Annotated in this window: 22 protein-coding genes, 1 tRNA gene and 1 rRNA gene; 15 read left to right on the forward strand and 9 right to left on the reverse strand. The window is 52.7% G+C overall.

Annotated elements, in window-relative coordinates:
* Positions 1–73 precede the first annotated feature (73 nt).
* Positions 74–265, forward strand: coding sequence for a hypothetical protein (locus tag L4174_RS14360; RefSeq protein WP_036750193.1), 192 nt, complete (start codon positions 74–76; stop codon positions 263–265).
* A 101-nt stretch (positions 266–366) separates the two neighbouring features.
* Here L4174_RS14360 and mdh read toward each other — a convergent pair whose 3' ends face one another.
* Entirely contained in the window at positions 367–1,305 is a 939-nt protein-coding gene (gene mdh, locus L4174_RS14365; RefSeq protein ID WP_248141565.1) for a malate dehydrogenase, read from the reverse strand.
* 368 nt (positions 1,306–1,673) lie between these two features.
* Between mdh and argR the strand changes: the two genes are divergently transcribed.
* From argR to L4174_RS14385, 4 genes are all read left to right on the forward strand, one after another.
* Positions 1,674–2,144 carry a transcriptional regulator ArgR gene (gene argR / locus L4174_RS14370; protein WP_036750199.1) on the forward strand — a complete coding sequence of 157 codons (471 nt, stop codon included), beginning with the start codon at positions 1,674–1,676 and terminating at the stop codon, positions 2,142–2,144.
* Between the two features lie 293 nt (positions 2,145–2,437).
* The gene (locus L4174_RS14375) at positions 2,438–3,406 is read left to right on the forward strand and encodes a TAXI family TRAP transporter solute-binding subunit (protein WP_248141566.1); all 969 of its coding nucleotides are present in this window, start codon (positions 2,438–2,440) and stop codon (positions 3,404–3,406) included.
* 157 nt (positions 3,407–3,563) lie between these two features.
* Positions 3,564–6,158: a TRAP transporter permease gene (locus L4174_RS14380; RefSeq protein ID WP_248141567.1), complete on the forward strand. Its 2,595-nt coding sequence runs from the start codon at positions 3,564–3,566 to the stop codon at positions 6,156–6,158.
* 80 nt (positions 6,159–6,238) lie between these two features.
* On the forward strand, positions 6,239–6,673 hold the full coding sequence (locus L4174_RS14385) for a universal stress protein (RefSeq protein WP_248141568.1): 435 nt from the start codon (positions 6,239–6,241) through the stop codon (positions 6,671–6,673).
* Here the strand turns inward: L4174_RS14385 and L4174_RS14390 are convergent, their stop codons facing one another.
* Together L4174_RS14390 and mpl are read right to left on the reverse strand one after the other, a co-directional pair.
* Positions 6,674–7,291, reverse strand: a complete 618-nt coding sequence (locus L4174_RS14390; protein ID WP_248141571.1) for a flavin prenyltransferase UbiX — start codon at positions 7,289–7,291, stop codon at positions 6,674–6,676.
* Positions 7,281–8,645, reverse strand: a complete 1,365-nt coding sequence (mpl, locus tag L4174_RS14395) for a UDP-N-acetylmuramate:L-alanyl-gamma-D-glutamyl-meso-diaminopimelate ligase (RefSeq protein WP_248141573.1) — start codon at positions 8,643–8,645, stop codon at positions 7,281–7,283. Before mpl ends, L4174_RS14390 begins: the two co-directional genes overlap by 11 nt.
* A 194-nt stretch (positions 8,646–8,839) precedes the next feature.
* On the opposite strand from mpl, the gene fbp reads away from it, so the two are divergent.
* The gene (gene fbp / locus L4174_RS14400) at positions 8,840–9,856 is read left to right on the forward strand and encodes a class 1 fructose-bisphosphatase (protein ID WP_248141576.1); all 1,017 of its coding nucleotides are present in this window, start codon (positions 8,840–8,842) and stop codon (positions 9,854–9,856) included.
* A 149-nt stretch (positions 9,857–10,005) separates the two neighbouring features.
* Positions 10,006–10,536, forward strand: coding sequence for an inorganic diphosphatase (gene ppa, locus L4174_RS14405; protein WP_248141577.1), 531 nt, complete (start codon positions 10,006–10,008; stop codon positions 10,534–10,536).
* Positions 10,537–10,570: 34 nt separating this feature from the next.
* On the opposite strand, the gene L4174_RS14410 is transcribed toward ppa, so the two are convergent.
* Genes L4174_RS14410 through L4174_RS14420 form a run of 3 tightly spaced genes read right to left on the reverse strand, consistent with a single transcriptional unit; the run spans position 10,571 to position 16,468 of the window.
* Positions 10,571–10,957 (reverse strand): gamma-glutamylcyclotransferase, encoded by a 387-nt coding sequence (locus L4174_RS14410; RefSeq protein WP_248141578.1) that lies wholly within the window; start codon positions 10,955–10,957, stop codon positions 10,571–10,573.
* A gap of 19 nt (positions 10,958–10,976) precedes the next feature.
* Positions 10,977–14,750 carry a translocation/assembly module TamB domain-containing protein gene (locus L4174_RS14415; protein ID WP_248141579.1) on the reverse strand — a complete coding sequence of 1,258 codons (3,774 nt, stop codon included), beginning with the start codon at positions 14,748–14,750 and terminating at the stop codon, positions 10,977–10,979.
* Positions 14,747–16,468, reverse strand: a complete 1,722-nt coding sequence (locus L4174_RS14420; protein ID WP_248141580.1) for an autotransporter assembly complex family protein — start codon at positions 16,466–16,468, stop codon at positions 14,747–14,749. Before L4174_RS14420 ends, L4174_RS14415 begins: the two co-directional genes overlap by 4 nt.
* Before the next feature lie 210 nt (positions 16,469–16,678).
* Between L4174_RS14420 and msrA the strand changes: the two genes are divergently transcribed.
* Positions 16,679–17,311 carry a peptide-methionine (S)-S-oxide reductase MsrA gene (gene msrA / locus L4174_RS14425; protein ID WP_248141726.1) on the forward strand — a complete coding sequence of 211 codons (633 nt, stop codon included), beginning with the start codon at positions 16,679–16,681 and terminating at the stop codon, positions 17,309–17,311.
* Between the two features lie 32 nt (positions 17,312–17,343).
* On the opposite strand, the gene L4174_RS14430 is transcribed toward msrA, so the two are convergent.
* Positions 17,344–17,556 carry a DUF1107 domain-containing protein gene (locus tag L4174_RS14430; RefSeq protein ID WP_371929411.1) on the reverse strand — a complete coding sequence of 71 codons (213 nt, stop codon included), beginning with the start codon at positions 17,554–17,556 and terminating at the stop codon, positions 17,344–17,346.
* Between the two features lie 302 nt (positions 17,557–17,858).
* Here L4174_RS14430 and L4174_RS14435 point away from each other — a divergent pair, with 302 nt between their 5' ends.
* The 7 genes from L4174_RS14435 (at position 17,859) to L4174_RS14465 (ending at position 23,104) form a co-directional block, all read left to right on the forward strand.
* The gene (locus tag L4174_RS14435) at positions 17,859–18,416 is read left to right on the forward strand and encodes a YtfJ family protein (RefSeq protein WP_248141581.1); all 558 of its coding nucleotides are present in this window, start codon (positions 17,859–17,861) and stop codon (positions 18,414–18,416) included.
* Positions 18,417–18,485: 69 nt separating this feature from the next.
* Positions 18,486–18,782 (forward strand): hypothetical protein, encoded by a 297-nt coding sequence (locus tag L4174_RS14440; RefSeq protein WP_248141582.1) that lies wholly within the window; start codon positions 18,486–18,488, stop codon positions 18,780–18,782.
* 40 nt (positions 18,783–18,822) lie between these two features.
* Positions 18,823–19,455, forward strand: a complete 633-nt coding sequence (locus L4174_RS14445) for a DUF2796 domain-containing protein (RefSeq protein ID WP_248141583.1) — start codon at positions 18,823–18,825, stop codon at positions 19,453–19,455.
* Between the two features lie 49 nt (positions 19,456–19,504).
* The gene (locus L4174_RS14450; protein ID WP_248141584.1) at positions 19,505–20,197 is read left to right on the forward strand and encodes an ABC transporter ATP-binding protein; all 693 of its coding nucleotides are present in this window, start codon (positions 19,505–19,507) and stop codon (positions 20,195–20,197) included.
* The gene (locus L4174_RS14455) at positions 20,194–21,453 is read left to right on the forward strand and encodes an FtsX-like permease family protein (protein WP_248141585.1); all 1,260 of its coding nucleotides are present in this window, start codon (positions 20,194–20,196) and stop codon (positions 21,451–21,453) included. The genes L4174_RS14450 and L4174_RS14455 overlap by 4 nt, the downstream gene beginning before the upstream one ends.
* A gap of 12 nt (positions 21,454–21,465) precedes the next feature.
* Complete coding sequence (locus L4174_RS14460; RefSeq protein ID WP_248141587.1) at positions 21,466–21,954, forward strand: DUF3299 domain-containing protein; 489 nt, start codon at positions 21,466–21,468, stop codon at positions 21,952–21,954.
* 259 nt (positions 21,955–22,213) lie between these two features.
* Positions 22,214–23,104: a TIGR03899 family protein gene (locus tag L4174_RS14465; protein ID WP_248141591.1), complete on the forward strand. Its 891-nt coding sequence runs from the start codon at positions 22,214–22,216 to the stop codon at positions 23,102–23,104.
* Between the two features lie 672 nt (positions 23,105–23,776).
* Here L4174_RS14465 and L4174_RS14470 read toward each other — a convergent pair.
* Positions 23,777–23,853: transfer RNA gene (locus tag L4174_RS14470), tRNA-Asp, on the reverse strand.
* 41 nt (positions 23,854–23,894) lie between these two features.
* Positions 23,895–24,010: ribosomal RNA gene (gene rrf / locus L4174_RS14475) — 5S ribosomal RNA — on the reverse strand.
* Positions 24,011–24,019 lie beyond the last annotated feature (9 nt).

Below are 24,019 nucleotides of genomic sequence, written 5' to 3' on the forward strand. Positions count from 1 at the left end.
CTCATCTCCGGATCTTCCATACGCTATAGTTAAACAGACCCTGGTTAGATTTCTTCCAGAGCGGGAGGTCAGTATGCAAGCCAAAGATCTGAAACGGGGAATGTGGGTAGAGTATCCGCAAGGGATCGCAGAAGTGATCGAGATCGATCCGGATCATGACACTGCGCTGATCGAAAACCTCAAGGATCATAAAAGGATCCATATCCAATGCAGCGAGCTGATTGACGAGCCGCAGCTGCACGGCAACTGCCGGGATTATTACTGAGCCGGTCAGCAAACACAAAAGTGTAATCCACAAAAACAACAAAGCGGCCCGTTGGCCGCTTTGTTTCGTGTTCTCCGGCCACACACCGGAAAGTTGGCAGCTTACTTGGCTGCGAACTCTTCACCCAGCTTAATATCGCCTTTCAGGGTATCCAGCATGCTGTCCAGTGCGTTTTGTTCAAATGCACTCAGCTTGCCGTAATCCAGGATCTCTTCAATCCCGTTTTTACCCAGACGAACTGGCTGTGCAAAGAAACGGGCATGTTTGCCATTTCCTTCAACATAAGCGCACTCAACCACGTTCTGCTCACCTTGCAGGGCACGAACCAGAGAAAGACCGAAACGGCAAGCCGCCTGACCCATAGACAGCGTTGCAGAGCCGCCACCAGCTTTTGCTTCAACAACTTCAGTGCCGGCGTTCTGGATGCGAGGCGTCAGCGCTTTCACTTCTTCTTCAGTGAACTCAACACCTTCAACCTGAGACAGCAGCGGCAGAATTGTAACACCTGAGTGACCGCCGATGACCGGTACTTTCACTTCACGAGGGTTCAGACCTTTCAGTTCACCAACGAACGTTTCAGAACGGATCACATCCAGTGTGGTCACACCAAACAGTTTACGCTCGTCGTAAACACCGGCTTTCTTCAGCACGTCTGCAGCAATTGCAACCGTCGTGTTCACCGGGTTGGTGATGATACCCACGCAAGCCTGAGGACAAACAACGGCAATTTTCTCAGCCAGAGATTTCACGATGCCCGCGTTCACATTGAACAGATCCGCACGATCCATACCTGGTTTACGCGCAACACCCGCAGAAATCAGAACCACATCTGCACCTTCAAGCGCAGGTGTTGGATCTTCACCCGCATAACCTTTGATAGAAACAGGCGTTGGGATGTGGCTCAGGTCAGCCGCGACACCTGGAGTTACAGGGGCAATATCATAAAGTGCCAGGTCAGAGCCGGCAGGCAGTTCATTTTTCAGCAGCAGAGCCAGAGCCTGGCCAATACCACCAGCCGCGCCAATAACAGCAACTTTCATTTTCGTTCTCCTTTACGATAGATGTGAGGGTTCATGAGGCAGACCCTTCGCACTGACATCAGGTATAGGCCCAATGTTTCAAACCCTTACTTATATATCTCAGTTTCTCGGGCACCAAGACGGTATAGCAAGCCTTCGCGAAATACAATCATACCCCCTCAGCTTTGCGATGTTACGCAGGCTGTCATCACATTTTCTACTCAACAAAAAAGGTAAACATCAGTCTCGCTTGCAGTTATTTTCAATAATTATGCAGTCAGCTAAACTCAGAACAATAACTTAGTCCCAAGTTTGCATGAACACTGTTTGCTACAGCCTAGGTGGTTGTGACAAAATATGACCCCTCTCCCTGTACATGAAATTTACTTATGCGTAGCTCCGATAAACAAGAACGCTTGATCAAAGCATTCAAAGCCATACTCAAGGAAGAAAAATTCAGCTCTCAAGGTGAGATCGTCGATGCCTTGAAAGCACAGGGTTTCGATAATATTAACCAATCGAAAGTGTCACGGATGCTGACGAAATTCGGTGCGGTACGTACCCGAAATGCCAAAATGGAAATGGTGTACTGCCTGCCGGTCGAACTGGGTGTGCCAACCATCAGCAGCCCGCTGAAAGAGCTGGTGATGGAAGTTGGCTATAACCATGCCATGGTCGTGATCCACACGGGTCCCGGGGCTGCTCAGGTCATTGCCCGCCTCCTGGACTCACTGGGCCGCGCTGAAGGTATCCTGGGCGTTGTCGCGGGTGACGATACAATTTTCATCACCCCGACACTGACGACGACCGCCGAGCAGCTGTTCGACTCAGTCTGTTCGCTGTTTGATTACAGCAAGTAAGTCAATCGTCGCACAACGCTCTCTCTGAGGAATAGAGAGAGCGTGCATCTCCTCCCCTGCTGAAAAATCCCCTCTGCCTGAGCCAAAAGACCGTAAATGAATGGATAGTTATGCTATTTATTCGGGTGTGATGTCTCAATCTCATTACTTTTTCACAAAAATGTGTTTACATAATTTTAAATACACTTAAATCGTTTGCTATTATCTCCTTGATTTGTTTAAAGCATTGCGAACTGAAAACCGGAAGCACCGTTCGCTGCTGATAAGAATTTACACAACAGGAAGGGATCACAATGGCCTTAACAAAACTGCTCAAAGTCGGCGCATTGTCTGCGACGGTTCTGGCTTCAGGGCTGGCACAAGCTGCAGATTTCATCACGATCGGAACCGGCTCAGTGACCGGTGTTTACTACCCGACGGGTGGCGCGATCTGTAAGCTGGTGAATAACGAACGACAAACTAATGGCATTCGCTGTTCTGTCGAATCAACCGGCGGTTCCATTTACAACGTGAACACCATGCGTGCCGGAGAACTGGACTTCGGTGTGGTTCAGTCTGACTGGCAATACCACGGCTACAACGGAACCAGTGAATTCAAGGAAATGGGCCCGTATAAAGACATGCGTGCCGTATTCTCCCTGCATACCGAACCCTTCAACGTCATTGCCCGTGCCGACTCCGGCATTAACAACATTGAAGACCTGAAGGGTAAACGCGTGAACATCGGTAACCCGGGTTCAGGTGACCGTGCCACGATGGAAGTCGTGATGAAAGCGCTGGGCTGGACCAAAGATGACTTCAAACTGGCCGCTGAACTGAAGGGTTCTGAGCGTTCTCAGGCTCTGTGTGACAACAAGATCGATGCCTTTGTCTACGTTGTTGGCCATCCGAACGGTTCCATCAAAGAAGCAACAACCTCCTGTGATGCCAAACTGGTTTCTGTGACTGGTCCGGCGATCGACAAACTGGTTGCAGACAACCCGTACTACGCAAAATCGACGGTACCGGGTGGTATGTATCGTGGTTCTGACAAGGATGTGCACAGCTTTGGTGTCGCAGCGACGCTGGTCACTTCAACCAAAGTGTCTGACGATGTCGTTTACGCGCTGACCAAAGCCGTCTTCGAAAACTTCCATGTCTTTACCCGTCTGCATCCAAGCTTCGCCAACCTGAAAAAAGAGGACATGGTGAAAGCCGGTATTTCTATCCCGCTTCATCCGGGCGCAGAGAAATACTACAAAGAAGTCGGCCTGATTAAATAAGCCGGCCATATCTCGACTGACTAAGGTGCACCGTCTCTGCGGTGCACTTTTGTCTGTAAGCACAATGAAATACGCCAACAGGCGAATGAGTCTGTCTAAGATAAAGACTGAACCTCAAACTTGAAACTCCGGATCGCTCCTGAAATAAGGAAGTAGTATGACAAAAACCGACTCGAACGATGTCCAGGACATGGTGGCACAGGCGGATACCGGCGCACGCAGTCCCGAAGGACTGCAGGGACGAATTTTGTGGGTGGTGGCCCTTTGCTGGTCATTGTTCCAGCTTTGGTATGCATCCCCGCTCCCTTTTATCACCGATATCGGTAAATTTAACAGCACCGAAGCGCGTGCTATCCATCTGGCCTTTGCGATTTTTCTCGCCTTTACTGCTTTTCCGGCCCTCAAAAGCTCGCCCAGAGACAGAATTCCGCTGCAGGACTGGATATTAGCCCTGCTGGCCAGCTTTGCAGCCGGTTATATCCTTCTGTTCTACGAAGCTCTGTCCGGCCGTGCCGGAGCACCGACCACCTTTGATGTGGCCACAGCCGTCATGGGGATGGTGCTGTTGCTGGAAGCGACACGCCGGGCCCTGGGGCCGCCGTTGATGATCGTGGCCTCCGTATTCCTGCTGTACACCTTTGCCGGTCCGTACATGCCGGATGTCATTGCCCACAAAGGTGCCAGTCTCAACAAAGCCATGTCACATCTGTGGCTAACGACAGAAGGGGTCTTCGGGGTCGCGCTGGGTGTATCCACGGCTTTTGTTTTCTTATTCGTGCTGTTTGGCGCCATGCTGGAACGTGCCGGTGCCGGCGCCTACTTCATCAAAGTCGCTTTTTCATTGCTGGGCCACATGCGCGGCGGTCCGGCCAAAGCGGCCGTCGTTGCATCCGGTTTGTCCGGACTGGTTTCCGGTTCGTCAATTGCGAACGTAGTGACCACAGGCACATTCACCATTCCCCTGATGAAACGCGTCGGCTTTCCCGGCTACAAAGCCGGTGCTGTTGAAGTTGCCGCATCAACAAACGGCCAGCTGACACCACCAATTATGGGGGCCGCCGCTTTCCTGATGGTGGAATATGTCGGTGTGTCTTATGTGGAAGTCATTAAAGCCGCCATTCTGCCTGCGCTGATCTCCTACATCGCGCTGCTTTACATCGTCCATCTGGAAGCCTGTAAAGCCGGAATGACCGGACTGCCGCGCCGTTACCGTCCCACACTGGCACAAAAGCTCCTCTCATTTACCGGGATCATCGTCGGTCTGATTGTGATCAGTGCCCTCGTTTATTACGGGATTGGCTGGACCAAAGATGTCTTCGGTGCAGCAGCCACGCCTATCATTGCCGTTGCGATCCTGATCGCCTATGTGGCTCTGATCCGGGTTGCCGCCGACTACAAGGATCATTTACTGGAAGATCCCGATCAAGAGCTGACCGAAGTCCCGGATCCGGGTCCGACCGTAAAATCCGGCCTGTACTTCCTGCTTCCGATTGTCGTGCTGGTCTGGTGTCTGACCGTGGAACGCTTCTCTCCGGGCCTGTCTGCTTTCTGGGCAACCGTCTTCATGATTTTCATTCTGCTGACTCAGCGTCCGTTGATGGCGTTGTTCACCAAAGAGCAGTCGTTGGCAAATGCTGCCCGAGAGGGCTGGCATGACCTGCTGGAAAGCCTGGTTTCCGGCGGCCGGAATATGATTGGGATCGGTGTTGCGACAGCAGCAGCCGGGATCATCGTTGGGGTGGTCACCCTGACCGGTATCGGGCTGGTCATGACGGACTTCGTCGAGTTCATTTCCGGCGGCAACATTATGCTGATGCTGCTGTTTACGGCGGTGATCAGCCTGGTCCTCGGCATGGGACTGCCCACTACAGCAAACTACATCGTGGTCTCGACCCTGATGGCGCCGGTCATCGTCACCCTGGGTGCGGAAAACGGCCTGATCATCCCGTTACTGGCCGTGCATTTATTTGTGTTCTATTTCGGGATCCTGGCAGATGACACGCCGCCAGTCGGTCTGGCCGCCTTTGCCGCCGCTGCGATTGCCAAAAGCGATCCCATCCGGACTGGTATTCAGGGCTTCACCTATGACATCCGCACCGCGATCCTGCCATTCATGTTTATCTTTAATACCCAGCTGTTACTGATGGACATTGATACCTGGTGGCACCTGATGCTGACTGTGATATCGGCCATTCTCGCCATGCTGACGTTCTCGGCTGCCACACAGGGATGGTGGTTTACCAAAGTCAAATGGTGGGAAACCGTTGCCCTGTTAGTAATCACTTTCTCTCTGTTCCGTCCGGGTTTCTGGTGGGACATGGTCTATCCGCCCAAACATGAAATGCCGGGCACCCTGATTGTGGATGCGGCCGATAAACTGGCTGCCAGTGAACCACTTGAAGTACAGGTGACCGGGATGGATCTGCTGGGCGATCAAGTCACTAAGCATGTTCTGCTGCCATTTGATAAAGACGCCACAGATCCGAACCAGAAAATTGCCTCTACAGGTCTGATGCTCAAACAGGAAGGCGAGAAGATGATCGTCGAACTGGTTGAATTTGGCAGCCCTGCTGAGCAGGCAGGCATTGATTTTGGCTGGGAAATCGTGACCGTCAGTCTGCCGGCAGCACGGCCAATGAAAGAGTGGGTGTTTGTACCGACAATCGTACTGCTGGTGTTACTGGGCTGGAATCAGCGACGCAAAGCAAAGCTTGAAACAACTCACAAAGGTGAGCCAACCAAAAGTGCCTGACCGGGCTACACTCTAGTCAGACGAAACACCTTTACCCACAGGCAACCCTGCCTGTGGGTGTCTGACACAAAGAGGATGCCATGTATAAACACATTCTGGTGCCAGTCGATCTCAATGAAGAAGGGTTCTGCCACAAAGCCGTCGAACTGGCTGTCTGGCACGCCCGTCAATCCGGCGCAGTCGTCCACTTACTCAACGTCCTGCCCGGCATCCATATGGCGATCGTGTCCAGTTATTTTCCCAAAGATGCAGCCCGTAAAATCATGCAAGAGACCCAGCAGTCCCTGAAACAGTTCGCCGCTGAACATATTCCGGACGATGTTCAGCACACTGAAACCGTCTCAGAAGGCAAACCCTGGACAACCATTGTTGACCATGCGCATCAGCTCAAAACGGATCTGATTATTATGCCCAGCCATCAGCGTTCGGGGGTCGATAAGCTGATGCTGGGTTCTGTCGCCGCCAAGGTTGTGGAAAATGCCCCGGGGCATATTCTGGTGCTGAAACCGGACTGATCAGGCGCGGTGATCATACCCCCAGCGCGGCACCAGTCCCTGCTCAACGCCAAGATGATCCAGAATCCGCGCCACCATAAAGTCGATCAGATCGTCAATTGTCTTCGGCTGATGATAAAAGCCCGGCGCGGCTGGCATAATGGTTGCGCCGAGATTAGAAAGCTTGAGCATGTTTTCCAGATGCAGGGATGAAAACGGGGTTTCCCTGACCACCATCAACAGCTGACCCCGCTCTTTCAGCACCACATCCGCGGCACGCTCCAGCAGATTGTCCGACATGCCATGAGCCACAGAAGCCAGCGTACCGGCTGAACAGGGACAGATCACCATTTTCTTCGGTGCCGCCGAACCTGAAGCGACCGGAGAAAACCAGTCCTCTTTACCGCACACCACCAGCTTATCGCCCTGATAATTCAGGTGCTCTGCCAGAGCCGTTTGCGCCGCTTCCGGCCCCGATGGTAACTTCAGTCCATGCTCGGTTGCCAGAACCACCCGGGCTGCCGAAGAAATCAGCAGATAAACCTGATAGTCCGCCGCCAGCAGACATTCCAGCAAACGCAGGCCATAGGGGGCACCGGATGCCCCGGTCCATGCAAGCGTGACCCGCTTATCCTGCATTGAAACCTCCCAGGGCGCGCAGCAGCTTGTCATGAATTCCGCCAAAACCACCGTTACTCATCACCAGAATGTTATCGCCCGGGCGAGCCGACGCGACAATCTGTTGCACCAGGGCATCAATATCGCCTTCACAGACAGCCGGTTGCGAGCACAGATCCGCAATCTCCTGCACTGACCACGGGATCGTGTCGGGCTGGAAGAGGAAAACTTCATCTGCTGCTGCCAGCGCAGGCGCCAGATCCGCTTTATGGACCCCCAGCTTCATGGTGTTCGAACGCGGCTCCAGCACCGCCAGAATGCGCGACTCGCCAACTTTGGCACGGAGCCCGCCAAGCGTCAGTTCGACTGCGGTTGGATGATGGGCAAAATCGTCATAGACCTTCACCCCGTGCTGTTCGCCTTTCAGCTCCAGTCGGCGCTTGGTATTAACGAAACGCGCCAGTGCATCGCAGGCCAGCTCCGGTGTCACGCCGACATGACGGGCCGCCGCGATCGCCATCAGGGCATTGCTGACATTATGATCGCCGACCAGATCCCAGCGGACTGTACCTGCGTGCTCGCCCTGGAACAGGACCTCAAACTCACTGCCGTCTGCACTCGATTTACGCGCCTGCCAATCGCCGTCTTCACCGCTGTATTCCAGCTCGCTCCAGCACCCCATGGCCAGGGTTTCATCAATCGCAGCTACGCCTTTCGGCGCCAGAATTTTTCCTTCACCCGGCACGGTCCGGACTAAATGATGGAACTGGCGCTGAATGGCGGCCAGATCCGAAAATATATCTGCGTGATCGAACTCCAGATTGTTCATAATCAGCGTTCGTGGTCGATAATGAACAAACTTAGAACGCTTATCGAAAAAAGCACTATCGTATTCGTCCGCTTCGACGACGAAAAAACAACTTTCGCCTAAGCGCGCGGAAACACCGAAGTTTCCGAGCACACCGCCCACCAGAAAACCGGGTTGATAACCACAATCCTCAAGGATCCAGGCCAGCATACTGGCGGTCGTCGTCTTCCCGTGAGTCCCGGAAACTGCCAGCACCCAGCGGTCATGTAACAAAAATTCCTGCAGCCACTGCGGGCCCGAGGTATAACGCAGGTTTTTATTCAGAACAGACTCCACACAAGGATTTCCGCGGCTCATGGCATTGCCAATCACCACCAAATCTGGTGCAGGTTCTAATTGGGCAGGATCATAACCCTGAATAATTTCAATACCTTGAGACTCAAGCATCGTGCTCATCGGCGGATAAACATTGGCATCGCTACCGGTCACTTTATGGCCAAGCTGCTTCGCCAGCATGGCGGCACCGCCCATAAAAGTACCGCAGATTCCGAGAATATGGATATGCATAACTGTCGGCTCACAAACAAAAAATTGGTCACGACCACGCTTCAGTGTTACTTCGTTACCATAAAAAAGATCTTTATATACAATTGCATCAAACAATAACTGGCCAGTGGCCTGGGGTACAGTTCAATTGTCCGAAAAGAGGCATTGTACCCGACATTTCTTACCCCCATGACAACACGATGCAAGGATTGTATATGTCCGATATTAGAACCCTTGGCGAGTTCATTGTCGAGAATCAGCACGACTTCCCCCATGCCAGCGGTGAACTCTCTTCTCTGTTGGGTTCCATTAAACTGGCGGCCAAAATCGTCAACCGTGAAATCAATAAAGCAGGTCTGGTTGATATTACCGGCGATGTCGGCAGCGAAAACGTTCAGGGTGAAGCCCAGAAAAAACTGGATGTGTATGCCAACGAGAAATTCAAGGCTGCACTGGAAGCCCGCGGCCAGGTGTGCGGCGTGGCGAGTGAAGAAGAAGACGAACTGGTTGTCTTCAATAAAGAACTGAACCGCGAAGCGAAGTACGTGGTGTTAATGGACCCACTGGATGGTTCTTCGAACATTGACGTAAACGTTTCCGTCGGCACAATCTTCTCTATTTACCGTCGGGTTTCCTCCGTTGGCGGCCCTGCAGAAATTGAAGATTTCCTTCAGCCTGGCCACAAGCAGGTCGCTGCAGGTTACATTATTTACGGTTCATCCACCATGCTGGTGTACACCACCGGCAACGGCGTGCACGGTTTCACCTACGACCCGTCTCTGGGCGTGTTCTGCCTGTCACACGAGAACATGACCATTCCGGAAGATGGCCGGATTTACTCAATCAACGAAGGAAACTACATCCGTTTCCCGCAGGGCGTGAAAAAGTACATCAAGTACTGCCAGGAGAATGTGCCGGAAGATGATCGTCCGTACACCTCCCGCTATATCGGTTCTCTGGTCGCGGATTTCCACCGCAACCTGCTCAAAGGGGGGATTTATCTCTACCCGAGCACGGCCACGCACCCGAACGGCAAGCTCCGCCTGCTGTACGAGTGCAACCCGATGGCCTTCCTGATTGAACAGGCCGGCGGTGTCGCCTCGGATGGTCAAAACCGGATTATGGAGATCAAACCGACTGAACTGCACCAACGCGTGCCTTTCTTTGTCGGTTCAACCAAGATGGTCCAGAAAGTGGAAAGCTTCCTGAAAGAATTCCCTGACGCCGAATAATTCAGCCCGTGCCCGGCTCCCTCAGCCGGGCATTCTTCCCTGCTGACCGCCCCGCAAGTTCCCGAAACGTCTTAGAAGCTGTTTTTTTCACAGCGAGTCGTTATAATTCCCGGCGATAAAATCATCTGAAAACTATCAAGGAATTCATCATGAGCCTGAACAACGTCCCTGCAGGTAAAGAACTGCCAGAAGACATCTACGTTGTCATCGAAATCCCGGCAAACGCTGATCCAATCAAATACGAAGTCGACAAAGACTCTGGCGCGGTATTCGTAGACCGTTTCATGTCTGCACCAATGTTCTACCCATGTAACTACGGTTACGTGAACAACACACTGTCTCTGGACGGTGACCCGGTTGACGTACTGGTTCCGACCCCATACCCGCTGCTGCCAGGCTCTGTGATCCGCTGCCGTCCGGTTGGTGTTCTGAAGATGACTGACGAGTCTGGTGAAGATGCGAAAGTTGTTGCCGTTCCTCACAGCAAGCTGACCAAAGAATACGATCACATCAAAGATGTGAACGATCTTCCAGAACTGCTGAAAGCACAAATCACACACTTCTTCGAGCGTTACAAAGAGCTGGAATCTGGTAAGTGGGTGAAAGTTGAAGGCTGGGCTGACGTTGAAGCAGCAAAAGCTGAAATCATGGCATCTTACGAGCGCGCTCAGGAAAAATAATTCCCGCGGTCGAAAGTCCATAAAAAAACGCTCCTCAGGGAGCGTTTTTTGTTTCCGGAGTCTGTCGTTCAGCCCAGGCGACCCAGTCACCTTCCGGGATGAGTGGTGAACGGCCAAGCGGCTGCAAATACAGGTAAATCCAGGCCTCACCATAGGGCGTTAGGACACGTTCACGACAGTATTCTTCTCCCAGCCCTTCCAGAATATCCAGTTCACGAAAGGTTCCGGCATCCACGTCATAGACTTCACCGTGTACTGCAACATCAGCAGTGTCCTGCCTTAATGCCGCCGGATAAGGCCCAAGATCATACATCGCAAATCCGGGCAGCTGACAGGCGCCGCGAAATACTGCCGTCGCCATCAGGCCGTGATTCGACTGATACCGACGAAGACTGCCATAGACAAACACCCGAGTGTACACGTCCAAACATCCTTTCTGGTTAATTAAACTCAAACTGATACAGCAAATCGACTGCACTCTCAAGCCCGGACACCGCTTCGACATACAAGTCCTGCAACAGTTTATACCGGATTGTAAACTCACCGATCGGGTTAAATATCCCCACGCCGTATTTTACTTGCAGTCCCGGATAAATATAACCACTGATGGTGACCTGAGAATCATCTCCGGCACCGGCGGTATCCAGCGTTAAATCCTGTACACCGAAAGCCTCGCCGACATTGCCGACCAGCTGGCTGCTGCGCGACAGCCCCATACTGATCAGGGCGGTGGTCATCGCACCGCCGCCTTCGGGTGATTCACTGTCGAGGTTCCGCCCGCGCAAGATGTAAGACAGCGCATTCTGCTGAGGCATCGCCGGATCAGAGAAAATATCGACCCGAGGCTCATCCGCCGGGCCGGTCACCCGGATCCCTGCTGTGACTTCATCTTCAATATTGTTCGGGTTACGGATTGCTTCAACCGACAGGTAAGGCTGATCCGCCGGGCCATTGAAAGTGATCAGGCCTTTGCGGATCACCAGCTCCTGCCCAAAGGCGCGGTAAGTCCCGTCATCCACCTTAATTTCACCATAAACCAAAGGCGTTTTGTCCTGCTGGTTCACTTTGAGATTGCCCGACAGGCCCGCATCAAGACCGAAGGCTGACAGCCTGACATCCGGGCCAATCCGGACCATCACGTTGGTTTTGATCTCAAATGGCACCTTAGTGTCAGTTTCTATCGGCTTGAGATCATCCGTCAGCAAAATTTCATCATCCGAAACCTGCACTGCCGATTCCGGCAGACGATCAACCGTGATCCGCCCCCACGGAATGATCACGTTCCCGCTGATCTCTGCCATTTTCGGTGCAGCGCTGATCTTGAGATCGGGCGAGACCTTCATGGAAATCATCGGAGGGACATTCACTTCCAGTTCGCGACCGTTCACTTTAAGATTCGTGCTCCAGCTCGCCATATCCGCCCAGTTTGCATCCCCCTGCAACAGCAACTGGCCATCCGGTGTATCCAGTTCACCGCGCAGCAACGCACTGTATCCGTTAAAGTTCGCGACAATCTCTCCGCGGTCGAGATCCAACGGGACTTTACGGCCAATCGCTTTCAGCTGGGAGATCTTAAAAATTCCCTGAACCTGCGGATGCAAAATCGGACCGCTCAGCGTCAGGTTTGTATCGACCTGGCCACCGAAGGTGTGATAATCAGCCACCAGTGGCTGCAGGAAGTCCAGCCGGAAAGCATCCAGCTTCACCGCAGCATCCAGTTGCTGCTCACCACTCAATTGAGTAATGCGTGCATTCCCGGACAGATCACCGTTATCTTTCACTGCCACCAGCCAGTCTGCGGTCAGCACATCATTGCGCATGTCGGCGTTCAGAGTGATCTGATCCCACCCGATGGTCATCCCCGGTTCATCTGCCGCGGCCTGTTGCCGCACGCCGCCTGCTGGCAATCTGATCTGCGCCTGCAGCACTGGTGGCTGCTGAGGAGACCAGCTTGCGTTTGCCGTTGCATTCAGTTCTCCGTCCAGCTTCAGCTCCGGCGGCAGGAATGGTTTCAGGATCGCAAAGCCAAACTGATTGATCGAAAGTGCAGCCTGTCCCCGGGCCCCGGCTTGCAGCGGCTGGCTCAGGCAGACGGATGCTTTATCCTGTCCCCAGCAATGGGCAGCAACCGTCACATTTTGCTGACTCAAATTATAAGCCAGCGCCGTGGGTTGATTCAGGCGCCACGGCCCCACTGGTGTCTCCAGGCTGCCGCGCTGCAGTAATCCCTGCCAGCCCTGTTGCCGATCCAGACTGCCGCGTACAGCCAGTGACGTACTGACCGGCTCACCATCCAGCGTCAACGTCAGCGTGTGCTGCGCTTCGGTTCCCTGAAACAGAATATCCAGCTTTTTCAGCTTGGCCGCATCCTGATAGCTGCCTTCCTGTGCCGTCAGATGTATATCTGCGGCCAGTGTGGGTAAAGGCGTGACCCGTCCTTTCAATTTCAGGCTCTTCAGCTGTGCCAGATCCTGCCAACCCAGCGCCTGCCCCGTCAGATCTAGGTCAACCGCCGGTTCTGACATTTTACCGCTCAGTATCAGATTGCCGTTTACCCGTCCCCGCAGGCCGGGCACGGACTGCGCCAGATCCGGCGCCTTGACCGTCGCCGACAGATTCCAGTTTTCCTTCAGACTTCCCTGCGCGCTCAGACCGTTGGGACCGTGCTTTAACGTCAGCCCCTGTGTCACCAGTTCAAACGCTCCCTTCCCGCTTTCGTCACCGGCATCCAGCTGACCGGCAAGATTGAACGGCTGGCCAATCACTTCCCCGTCGATATTCAGCTCAGGCAATTTCACATACCATCCGCCCTGTGCCGTTAAACCACCCGATGTGCGCAGCCTGCCGCTCAGTTTTCCCTCTGCTTGCGGCCACTCCAGCCCCGGCTGGATATCGGTCAGGTTCAGTTGCCCCTGCCAGTTCACAAGCTTTGCCCAGCTCGCCTGTGCATTGCCTGAAACCTGCCCGCCCAGAGTCTTCACCGTCAGGTTTTCCAAATCGACATCGTCCAGGGTCCCTTTCCCTTGCAGATTCACATCGATTGCCGGCATCGGCTCGCCGTCTGCCTTGGTTTTCACCGTAAAGGCGTAACCATTCAGATCACCTTTGGCATTAATCGCCGTATCCTGAGCCACAAACTCCGGTTTATCATCGAGCGGCCACTGTAAGTTATTGCTCACTACATTGATGTCAAACGGCAGGTCTGCATCCAGCGGAGAAAGGGTTCCCTTTAGTTTGGCATCAAGCCGCCCCGTCAGCGCCAGGTCCAGTGCCAGCTTCGCCAGCGAACCGGAAGCTGCCAGCTTCACGTGATGTCCCTGCACCGGCTCCATGGCGATTTCTGACATTGCCTTCAGGGTAAGCGGGTACTCACCTTTAAGTTCAGCTTCCCCGTTCACATCCAGGGTCGCCTGAGGAACATCCACATAGAGCCGCGTCAGTGTGACCTGGCTTTTGTCCGCCTCAGCCACCAGCTCCAGCGTATTGACCTTCTGGGGAGTCTTGCCTTCCAGCAGGAAGTCTTTCACTGTAAAACGCTCAATGGTGACTTTCAGCGGCAATACCACATCCGGCAGTACAATCGACTCCCGTTTCGTCTGGGTGTATGCCTCCGCAACATCTTCGGCCTGTGCCTGAGTCTGCTCCTGAATTTCCTTTTCTGCCGGAGGTGCCAGATTCAGGGCAATCCCTTCCCAGTCCGTTGGCTTCAGGGTCAGATGGCTGCCGGTCATGGTTGCAGCCGAGCTGAAATGCTGCCAGCGGGCCCGATTCCCGAGAATATTCAGCTGAATATCATCCAGCGTGAGCCGCTCCAGCCGGACTGGCACCGGGAGTGCAATCTCCGTCAGCGGTTCACTGGGTTCGGGGGCTTCATCTGTCATCGGTGGTAAGGCTGACATCACAAAGTCCAGCCCGCTCAGCGTCAGTTCACGGATACAGAGTTCAGGGATCGGCAAACAATCATCGTTGATGTTCAGTGTCAGCCGTTCACTACTCAGCGTCATCAGCTCATCCTGATAGCGCACCCCATTGAGGGTAAAGCCTTTGAGCAGCGCTCCGGAACTGTCTCTGACGGATAAGGCCGGCACAAACTTTTGCGCCCCCCACAGTGCGAGCCTCACCCCGGCATGGCTATAGAGCAGCGCCCACAGCAATAAGGTCAGCAGCATCACCAAGGTCAGCAGCCCCAGGGACAGTCTTTTTAACCAGCTCATAATTCAGGCCCCAGAACGAAGTGAAGTTGGAAACGCTCGTCTGGCTTGTCGAGCCCCCAGGCAAAATCCAGTCGGATCGGCCCGACCGGCGAAGCCCAGCGGATCCCAAAACCAGCACCGGCCTGCCAGTCCGGATTTTCTATCCAGGAGGCGCCGTAATCATAGAACAGTGCCCCCCACCAGTTCCCGGTCAGGCGGTACTGGTATTCCAGCGTCGAAGCAAGCATGTTTTCACCACCGGTTTGCTTGCCTTCACTGTCATGTGGCGAAATAGACTCGTAGTGATAGCCTCGTAAACTGTTATCGCCACCGATGAAAAAGCGCATAGACGGCGGAATATCTTCCAGCGCATCAGACCAGATTGTCCCGGCATCCAGCCGGGCCAGAAAACGGTGATCGGCCGCATAAGAACGGATCCAGGCACTCCGGCCTCTCAGCTTCACCAAACGGTGATCTGAACCAAACGCCGGATCGGAATATTCGAGCTGAAGCAGTTGCTTGTCGCCCCAGGTTGGCCAGCTGCCGCCCCGCAAGCGGGTACGGGACACGCTCAAGCCCGGGATCACCATAAATGACGTGCCTTGCTCAAACTCACCCTGACGATAATCCTCATACAGCAGACGCACGGAGGCTACGCCATTCCAGGCATGATCAAACCGCCAGTGCCGCTCAACACCCAAGTGATATTCCGTGCTGATCGTGTCGTGGTTATCGACATATCGAATCGCCCCGATTAACTGGTAGTAATCTTCAAGGACGTTATCGAGCGGAATTTTATACGTTGCCTGGACCTTGGGCTGGATCTTGGAAATTTCGGTACGGACATCCAGGCTGTGGCCTGCACTGTTGATCCAGGGTTTTCGCCAGTTGAACTTCAGGCGCGCGCCAACATCGGTTGAATAACCGATACCTGTCTCGATTTTATTTTTGACCTCGGGCCTGAGATCAACCCGGATCGGGACAGTCCCCTCGCCGAGTTCGTTCACATCACCGCCCACGAAAATAGAGGAAAACCAGCCCACGGTAGACAAACGCTGGTTATATTCGCCCACTTTAGACACCAGATAGTAGTCCCCCTCTTCAAACGGAGAAAGCGAACGGACCTTGTGTTCATCGATCTGGCTGCCGATAATATCAATTTCCCCGAACTTGTAACGCCGGCCGGAATCAAATTCGATATGAATAAAGGCCTGATTACGGCCCGGAGCGACTTCCAGCCGGCTGCTCTTCAGCTTGGCGTCAAAATACCCTTTGCGCAGCGCCAGGCTCTCCAGGCTGGATTTGAAAGCATCATACTTGCCGTGGTTCAGGGTTCGTCCCTTTTCTAACCGGCTGTCCCGCTTCAGGACAAAAAAATCCAGATCGTCTGCCGCTTCGCCCGTGATCCGGATGTCACTGACAGCAATTTGTGTTTTCGGGCCTGGCTCTACCTGCACCGTCAGCGTGCTGTCCTGCCCGTTCTCTTCCAGACTGTACGTCAACACCGGCTGATAACGCCCCAGAGCTTTCAGTGCCGTCCGGATCTCAGTTTCCAGCTGGCTTCTGAAACGCAAAGACGGACTGTAATCTTCCTTCGGAATAGCAGCGACATAGATATCGACATTTTTCTTCAGACTGCCGCTCAGCCCGGTAATATTGAGCCCCATATCTGCCCTGACAGGCAAAGTCACCACGAATACAGCAACTGTTAACAAACAGCGCCGAAACAAAGTCATCATTCTTATTTGTCTTCACTTATTAGAATGTTATTAGATTGCGCGCATATTTTATTCTGACAAGAGCCGAGGCAAAGTGCCAACCCTAAAGACAAAAAGAAAACAATCGGGTCCGCACCGGTCTGTTGATCAAGCGGAAAAAACGGCGCTATTGATTGTCAGCCGCGAATCCTCTACTTTTTGCCTTATTAACCGTGTAATTAGGAACCCCACATCATGGATAAACAGCAGATGATCTCACCGGAATCGGCCCTGCCAGGCCGTTCTACGCCACTGATTCCGTCTGAGCCGCATGCGCTCTTCGGCACTCAGCTTGATGCACCTGTGCCGACAGGCATGGAAGAAATTGTACTCGGCATGGGATGCTTCTGGGGGGCTGAACGCATGTTCTGGCGCCAGCCGGGTGTTCTCAACACAGCTGTCGGTTACAGCGGTGGTTTCACGCCGAATCCGACCTATCAGGAAGTGTGTACCGGCCAGACCGGCCATACTGAAGTGGTACGTGTCGTTTACGACCCGTCACAAACGTCGCTGGAACGCCTGCTTGCCCAGTTTTGGGAAAATCATGACCCAACTCAGGGCATGCGTCAGGGCAATGACATCGGCACACAGTACCGTTCGGTCATCTACACCACCAGCGACAGCCAGCAGGCCAAAGCCGAAAACAGCAAAGCCAGGTATCAAAATGCGTTGCAGAACAATAACCGGGATGCACTGATCACCACAGAGATCCAACCGGCACCCGAGTTTTTCTTTGCTGAGGATTACCATCAGCAATATCTGGAAAAAAATCCTCAGGGATACTGTGGCCTGGGTGGAACAGGGATCTGCCTGCCTCCGCAATAACCATCATCCGCTGCGCCAGACCGGCTCTGGCGCTAGCCGGTATAACTGGCGGCTGCCAGAACCTGGATCTCCCGGTTCACTTCAGACAAGACGTTCAATGCCTTTTTATCCCGGTTTAAAGGCGGCAGTAAGCGTCCGCAGTCAAATTCGAATGCGCCGACACCGACAATAAACAGACGGCCGCGAAAGTAATTTTTCACGTATCGTGCAATTTGGTTTGGACGATATTGTTTAAATATTTTCAGCATCATATCCCTCAACTCCCTGAACCTTTGATCCTGAGTAGACAAAAAAGTTGCATTAGCGATGTCAAATATATGCAAAAGGCTTGCCACGATTTTCTGCTTTTACTTCAGACCAAATGCTCAACAACGCCCAACTGTAGGATAAAAATGTTCAGCCTGCGCAATCCATTTTCAAGAAATCACATTTTTATCAGCAGACCGGAAAAACAGTGACCCGCTTCAAGGTTAACAATCTGGTTCTACCAGTTAACAAAAACTCAACTAAGATAAGGCAGCACAATCATAAAGAAGGAACAACCTACATGAAAATGAAGTCATTGATCGCAATTTGCGCATTTCTGCCTGCACTCGCATTTCAGGCTCAGGCCCACAATCTGACCGTCGGTCAGCCGCTGCCCAGCACCAGTGTCTCGGAACAGGGAGAGCTGATTTTAAACGGTGACGATATTGCCTATCAGCCATGGCAGTCCAGCCAGCTGACCGGCAAAGTCAGGGCGATCCAGGCCATTGCCGGGCGCAGTTCCGCCAAAGCTCTGAATGCTCCGATGATCGAAGCGATCAAAGCTGCCAATTTGCCTCATGATCAATACCAGACCACAACGATCATCAATCAGGATGATGCCATCTGGGGCACGGGCGGTTTCGTGAAATCCTCTGCTGAAGACAGCAAGAAAGAATTTTCCTGGTCATCTATTGTTCTGGATGCCAACGGTAAGGTCCGCTCACGCTGGGCACTGGAAGAAGAAAGTTCAGCCATTATCGTGCTGGATCAGGCTGGTAAAGTTGTATACGTCAAAGACGGACAGCTGAGTGACAGCGACATTCAGCAGGCAATGTCAAAAATTCAGTCCCTGCTGTAATCAGTCTTTCGGGAAAGGATGTAATGATATATTATTACATCCTTTCTCAGGAGTGACAGGGACAGACAGTTGCGTTATCCATTCGAGAGTGTATGGCACAAAGGGTTACTGGCCCTGCTCTTCAGCCTGTTCATTCTGACAACTCCTGTTCAGATCCTCCACGATCTCAGTGTCCTGAGTGATACACAGCATTCAGAGTTCGACTGCCCATACTGCCATGCAGCGCCTGCCGGTTTGCTCAGTTATGTGCATGCCATCCCGACACAGACATTCACCGCAGCGCCAGACATCCCCCCCGCTTTCAGCCGGGTCGATTGGCTGAGCCCTCCGCCGTCCGCCCGTGACCCGCCCATCCGCTTCCGATAAATCTTGAACATACATCATCTTTTTTTATTGGGAGTTTTACATGAATACTCAACATTTTCGTGCGGCCTCATGGCTGCTGGTTTCGGCTGCCGCTTTTTCCGGCGCCTCTCAGGCTCACACTCAGCATGAAGCCCATGTTCATGGCCAGGTTGAACTGAACATTGCACAGGACGGCAATGACCTGCTCATTGAATTCACAGCACCTGCAGCCGATATCGTGGGATTTGAACATCCGCCGCAGACTGAACAGGACCAGTCGATACTGAAACAGGCTCTGCAAAAACTGAATCAACCAACCCTGCTGTTCAACCTCAATACAACAGCAGGCTGTCATCTGCATGAAAGCCATGTCTCTGACACCTTATCGGGTCATTCCGAGACAGCACACGAGCACCACCACGAACATGAGCATGAGCACCACCACGAACATGAGCATGAGCATGAGCATGAGCATGAAAAACACGATCATCATGATCACGAAAATCACAATGAACATGCCGGGTTCAGCGCCCAATATACTTTCCGTTGCGACACCATCAGTAAACTGAAATCGCTTCATCTTGCCTGGTTCACAGCCTTCCCGGCGACAGAGAACATTCAGGTTCAGGCCATTACCGAAAGAGGACAGCAGGCAGCCACGCTTCAGGCAACGCAGCCTGTCTTCCGTTTCTGAGTCTCAGCCACCTGAAGGGAGGGGGCCATCCCCCTCCCCGGAGAACATCATGACTGTCATGCAACTGAACCAAGTTCGCTTTCGTTGGCCCGGGCAGCAAAGCGACATCCTGAACATTGACTCGCTGTCCCTGGCACCGGGGGAGAAAACCTTTCTGAAAGGTCCCAGCGGCAGCGGAAAGTCCACTTTACTTAGTCTTCTGGCTGGCATACATCAGCCCCAGACCGGTCATATCCGGCTACTGAACCACCCGTTCAGCGCGCTATCGGCTTCCAAAAGAGATCAACGCCGGGCCGATCATATCGGGTACATTTTTCAGCAATTTAACCTGCTCCCTTATCTCTCGGTTGTGGATAACGTCCTGCTGCCCTGCCATTTTTCCTCACTCAGAAAGAAAAATGCCGGACAGCCCGAGCGAGAAGCAAAGCGGCTGCTCAGAGCACTCCAGTTACCGGACGAATGCCTGTCACGACAGGTCAGTCAGCTCAGTATCGGCCAGCAGCAGCGCGTGGCCGCCGCCAGGGCCCTGATTGGCCGTCCGGCACTGCTGATTGCTGATGAGCCGACCTCAGCGCTGGATCACGAGAACCGAAATCACTTTATCAAACTGATCATGGATGAATGCGAACACGCCGGCACTAGCCTGTTTTTTGTCAGCCATGATCCCACGCTGACTGATGGCTTTAATCAGATTCTCAGCCTGACGGAACTGAATCAATGCAAGTCAGGAGAATGCATATGAAAGCCCTGATTCTTCTCGCCTGGCAAAGCTTGCGTAACCGAAAAACGACAGCCATGCTGACCGTGCTGACGGTTGCGATTTCCACAACCTTACTACTTGGGGTGGAAAAAGTACGTACACAAGCAAAAGCCAGCTTTGCACACACCATTTCAGGTACAGACCTCATTGTCGGTGCTCGTTCCGGGCAAGTGAACCTGCTGCTTTACTCGGTATTCCGTATTGGAAACGCCACCAACAATATCGACTGGCAAAGTTTTCAGACCCTGCGCCAGCAAAAAGCCGTCAAATGGGCAATTCCGATTTCTCTCGGAGATTCCCACCGCGGCTTTCGGGTGATCGGAACCAATCAGGATTACTTCCGACACTATCAATACGGAAACCGGCAACATCTGCAATTTCAGCAGGGCGCTGCTTTTCACGGACTCTTTGAGACAGTCATCGGCGCAGAGGTTGCCCGAAAACTCGGCTACAAAATTGGGGATGCCATTATTATTGCCCATGGTATCAGCGACCAGGCGTTTACCCGTCATGACAAGCTGCCTTTCACAATCACCGGAATTCTGGCGCCAACAGGTACACCCGTGGATCGCAGCGTGCATGTCTCACTGGCAGCCATTGAAGCGATTCATGTGGGCTGGGAATCCGGTGCCCGTCTGGGTCATACGCCTGACTCTGAAACGCTGAGCCATCATCAGTTTCAGCCACAGCAGATTACGGCAGTGCTCCTGGGACTGAACTCGAAGATTCAGACCTTTGCCTTACAGCGCTTTATCAATACCTTCGCCGGGGAACCCTTAAGTGCCATTATGCCCGGTGTCGCGCTGCATGAACTCTGGGGAATGATGTCTGTTGCTGAGCAGGCTCTCTTGGTGATCTCCGTCTTTGTGGTCATTGCAGGGCTGCTGGGGATGCTGTCCAGCCTGCTGACAAGCCTGAACGAAAGACGCCGGGAAATGGCAATTCTGAGGGCGACGGGAGCCCGACCGGGCTGGATTGCCGGACTCCTGTTTCTCGAAGCAACCACCCTGACACTGATCGGCATTCTGGCCGGAACCATTGCACTCTATGGCGGGCTCTGGCTGAGTCACGAATGGCTGCTTGATACGTTTGGCTTATTCCTGCCTTTGACGGCACCGACGCCGTATGAATGGGGATTAGCGGGCATGATATTAGTCGCTGGCATGCTGACAAGCTTACTCCCGGCCTTACGTGCTTATCATCTCTCACTGGCCGACGGCATGACCATCCGAATTTAAAAGGAAATCACCATGAAATACTGGATCGTTTTACTGTGTTGCTGGTTTTCATTCACAGCAACCGCAAAAGATACACTGACACTGGACTGGATAGATCTGATCCCGGTAAAAGAAAGGAAGTTGTTTGACCAAAAAGGTATGCCGAACATCTCACATGAGAACACTCAGAGCGCGCTGCAACAGCACATTGGCTCAGTACGATCTGAGCTGGATGGCAGTCTGGTCAAGATCCCTGGTTTCGTCATTCCGCTGGAAGGGGATGAAAATACGGTTACGGAATTCCTGTTGGTGCCTTACTTCGGCGCCTGTATTCATGTACCACCGCCGCCGCCAAACCAGATTATCTATGTGAAATTTCCCAAAGGCGCACCAGTACAGCAACTCTGGGATGTGGTGTACGTGACAGGAAAACTGAAAGTGCAGACCGTAGAGCATGAGATCGCTGAAACAGGTTACCTGCTCAACGGGACAATCATAGAAGCATACGACGATGAAGGATAAGTAGCATCCTTACTGAACTGGCTTACCTTACACATGGGATGCAAGGTAGGCCAGGATCATGACATATCCGAGTAGTAACAAAATATCTGTTATACGCTTACTGTTCTTTTTCGTCATCAACCCCTCCTTGATAGCACAGCTTCATCACACCGGGCGATTAACAAATTTAACCACTGATTAACACAAAAGTCACGCCTCTTGCTAAAGATTACGATCGAATGTAAAAACTATATGGATTGCAGCAGGGAGTGAACGTCGGATGAGCACTGATAATCAGGCCAGTGTCCAGCCAGTACAAGTCGTACCGGCATCAGAAAAGAAAAGTAATCAAAAAAGCTCTGTACGAAGCAGCCGTTTTCGAATTCAGTCAATCGCACGGCATCATGTCGTGGGAGCTCAGATCGACGAAGATCATGAGAAGACGCTTCAGGAACGGACCGAAAATCGCCATCAAAAGCTGCAACAGCGCCAGCAGCAGAATCTGGAACGCATCTTTAAACTCAGCTATGACAGTTGCCTGGACGAAACCGCGGGCGAACCGGATCCGGACTGGATCCATCTTTTTATGACCATAGCACAAGATATTTTCAGCCCGCCAATGCAGAAACTTTGGAGCCGGATTCTCCGTCAGGAAGTCCTCGCACCAGGTTCGATCTCCCTGAAAACCATGCTGACCCTCAAGCAAATGACCCAGCGAGACGCTCAATTGTTTCGCCGCGCTTGTATGCTCACGTGTCATTTTGGCCAGGATCACAGCAAGAAACTGCTCACCGGCATCAAATACAAAACGGGATTATTTCGCCAGCTGAAAAGCCCGTCGATCGATAAGCTTAACCTGGGCTATTATCAGCTGCCCTACTCCCATTTACTGGAATTAATCGGGTTAGGTCTGGTCTTGAATACCGAACTTGAGTCCGGGAAACTCCAAAATGATGTCGCCTTGCACTTTCACTACCAAGGCAGTGATTATCAGCTGCAGCCAGCTACAACGACCCTCAGCCTGCTCTATTATCGCCTGACCCCCGTTGGTCAGGAGATAGCACAATTATTGGGGAATCACCGCCATGATGAATACAAAAGCAATCTGACGGAATTGCTGAACAAGCACTTTATCGTCACCAGTGATGCTTCCTCTAGTCATGTGATCTGAATTTTCACACGCAGACCTGCTCACGGCTCTCGACTGAGCAGGTCGCAATCACATCACATTCCAGAGGAATGTACAGCTGATCATCTCCCCCCACTTTCATCCCTTCGCAAACGGTATTGATAGAAAGCACTTGGATGCGCTTATTCTTGGTCTACTACTTGGCTTCACACTGATTTACAGCCAGTTAGATGGCATATCGAACGTATCCAACGAAACAAACGAGCAAGAACACTCATCAAGCCGCTTGTAAGTTATCCTGACACAATTCATTCTTTATAAAGCAGAACCAACTCGTCATAACAGTGACGTTATGAACTTTGAGCAAACACAAAAGATTGCCACGTGAAGATCGCTTCTTTATCAAGGTTTCAGATGTACTTGGCCGGAGTTCTTTCGTCGAAGGATGAACATCAAGTTCTGATCGCCAAAAGCTCAGCTTTGGGTCGGAGGTGAGCCTCCTGAGACTCTGGACTCTGAAATGAATGGGGGAACGCCTAGGATCTCACACAACCGGGAGGCGTCCGGCCGAAGGACGGATATCAAATCCCAAACGTAAAAAAGCCCCACTCTTTCGACGGGGACGCCTAGTCTGAGGCTTTTCGTCAGTGAGAAATTATCAGAACCCTGAATAGCAAAAAACCCAGCCATTGCTGACTGGGTTTCTCTAAGAAGTGGCGGAGCGGACGGGACTCGAACCCGCGACCCCCGGCGTGACAGGCCGGTATTCTAACCAACTGAACTACCGCTCCACACGGCTGAAACCAGACAGTATCTGACTTCAAAATAGGGCGCCTGGCGATGTCCTACTCTCACATGGGGAGACCCCACACTACCATCGGCGCTGCTGCGTTTCACGTCTGAGTTCGGCATGGGATCAGGTGGTTCCACAGCGCTATGGTCGCCAGGCAAAATTTG

The organism is Photobacterium sp. CCB-ST2H9, assembly GCF_023151555.2.
Lineage (GTDB): Bacteria > Pseudomonadota > Gammaproteobacteria > Enterobacterales > Vibrionaceae > Photobacterium.

Bases quoted from the DNA above. Each gene is read 5' to 3' on its own strand.
- ppa (WP_248141577.1), top strand. From the start codon at position 10,006: ATGAGCCTGAACAACGTCCCTGCAGGTAAAGAACTGCCAGAAGACATC.
- L4174_RS14465 (WP_248141591.1), top strand. From the start codon at position 22,214: ATGAGCACTGATAATCAGGCCAGTGTCCAGCCAGTACAAGTCGTACCG.
- L4174_RS14385 (WP_248141568.1), top strand. From the start codon at position 6,239: ATGTATAAACACATTCTGGTGCCAGTCGATCTCAATGAAGAAGGGTTC.
- argR (WP_036750199.1), top strand. From the start codon at position 1,674: ATGCGTAGCTCCGATAAACAAGAACGCTTGATCAAAGCATTCAAAGCC.
- L4174_RS14445 (WP_248141583.1), top strand. From the start codon at position 18,823: ATGAATACTCAACATTTTCGTGCGGCCTCATGGCTGCTGGTTTCGGCT.
- L4174_RS14450 (WP_248141584.1), top strand. From the start codon at position 19,505: ATGACTGTCATGCAACTGAACCAAGTTCGCTTTCGTTGGCCCGGGCAG.
- L4174_RS14380 (WP_248141567.1), top strand. From the start codon at position 3,564: ATGACAAAAACCGACTCGAACGATGTCCAGGACATGGTGGCACAGGCG.
- L4174_RS14455 (WP_248141585.1), top strand. From the start codon at position 20,194: ATGAAAGCCCTGATTCTTCTCGCCTGGCAAAGCTTGCGTAACCGAAAA.
- mpl (WP_248141573.1), bottom strand. From the start codon at position 8,645: ATGCATATCCATATTCTCGGAATCTGCGGTACTTTTATGGGCGGTGCC.
- L4174_RS14460 (WP_248141587.1), top strand. From the start codon at position 21,466: ATGAAATACTGGATCGTTTTACTGTGTTGCTGGTTTTCATTCACAGCA.
- L4174_RS14390 (WP_248141571.1), bottom strand. From the start codon at position 7,291: ATGCAGGATAAGCGGGTCACGCTTGCATGGACCGGGGCATCCGGTGCC.
- L4174_RS14360 (WP_036750193.1), top strand. From the start codon at position 74: ATGCAAGCCAAAGATCTGAAACGGGGAATGTGGGTAGAGTATCCGCAA.
- L4174_RS14420 (WP_248141580.1), bottom strand. From the start codon at position 16,468: ATGATGACTTTGTTTCGGCGCTGTTTGTTAACAGTTGCTGTATTCGTG.
- mdh (WP_248141565.1), bottom strand. From the start codon at position 1,305: ATGAAAGTTGCTGTTATTGGCGCGGCTGGTGGTATTGGCCAGGCTCTG.
- L4174_RS14415 (WP_248141579.1), bottom strand. From the start codon at position 14,750: ATGAGCTGGTTAAAAAGACTGTCCCTGGGGCTGCTGACCTTGGTGATG.
- L4174_RS14375 (WP_248141566.1), top strand. From the start codon at position 2,438: ATGGCCTTAACAAAACTGCTCAAAGTCGGCGCATTGTCTGCGACGGTT.
- fbp (WP_248141576.1), top strand. From the start codon at position 8,840: ATGTCCGATATTAGAACCCTTGGCGAGTTCATTGTCGAGAATCAGCAC.
- L4174_RS14435 (WP_248141581.1), top strand. From the start codon at position 17,859: ATGAAAATGAAGTCATTGATCGCAATTTGCGCATTTCTGCCTGCACTC.